A 664-nucleotide genomic window follows, 5' to 3' on the forward strand; every position below is an offset into this window, starting at 1 on the left:
GTGCTGCTCGGCCCGGCGCCGCGCGACCGCCGTCACCGCCTCCGCGGCGTCGGCAGCCGGGGCGCAGGGGTCGGCCAGCCGCCGCAGGAGGGCCGCGCCGAGCGCCTCGACGTCGGCGGCGAGCTCGGCCGGGGACAGCCGGCGGTGCACGTCGCCGTCGGCGCGCAGCCGGTCGACCGCCTCCCCGACACGCGGCCCGAGCCCGGCGGCCAGGACGTCGTGGGCCACCCCCCGCAACACCGGCGCGTCCCGCCCGCTCCGCTCCCCCGCGGGGCAGCGGGAGCCGGCGCGCCTCGGGTCCTGCAGGTGCGGGTCGGGCACGGTGCCTCCGGTGATCTGCTGGCGCGGTCGTAGGAAAGTCAATGGTTAGAGGCTTGTACTTTTCCAGGGGAGCACTAGATTCGGGAGACCCGAGCCCGCCCGAAGGAGTGCGAATGGCCACCGAGACCACCACGGCCGAGCAGCTGGACACCCCCAGTCAGGTCCGCGACGCCGTCAAGGCTTTCATCGACGAGAACTGGGACCTGCAGCTGTCCCTCAAGGACTGGCTGGTCCGTCTGGCGGACTCCGGCTGGGCGGTGCCGCAGTGGCCCGCGCAGTGGTTCGGGAAGGGCCTGACCAACGACCTGGCCGCGGTCGCCTACGACGAGTTCAAGAAGGTGGG

At 74.1% G+C, this 664-nt stretch carries 2 protein-coding genes; one reads left to right on the forward strand and one right to left on the reverse strand.

Annotated features, from left to right (window positions below; all coding sequences use genetic code 11):
- Positions 1–321, reverse strand: a 321-nt coding sequence (locus tag A6V29_RS08185) for a hypothetical protein (protein ID WP_212719135.1), incomplete at its 3' end; no start/stop codon positions are given.
- A gap of 113 nt (positions 322–434) precedes the next feature.
- Between A6V29_RS08185 and A6V29_RS20745 the strand changes: the two genes are divergently transcribed.
- Positions 435–664 (forward strand): hypothetical protein (locus tag A6V29_RS20745; RefSeq protein ID WP_212719138.1); only part of this gene is annotated, 230 nt, incomplete at its 3' end.

The organism is Blastococcus sp. CCUG 61487 (assembly GCF_005222955.1).
Lineage (GTDB): Bacteria > Actinomycetota > Actinomycetes > Mycobacteriales > Geodermatophilaceae > Blastococcus.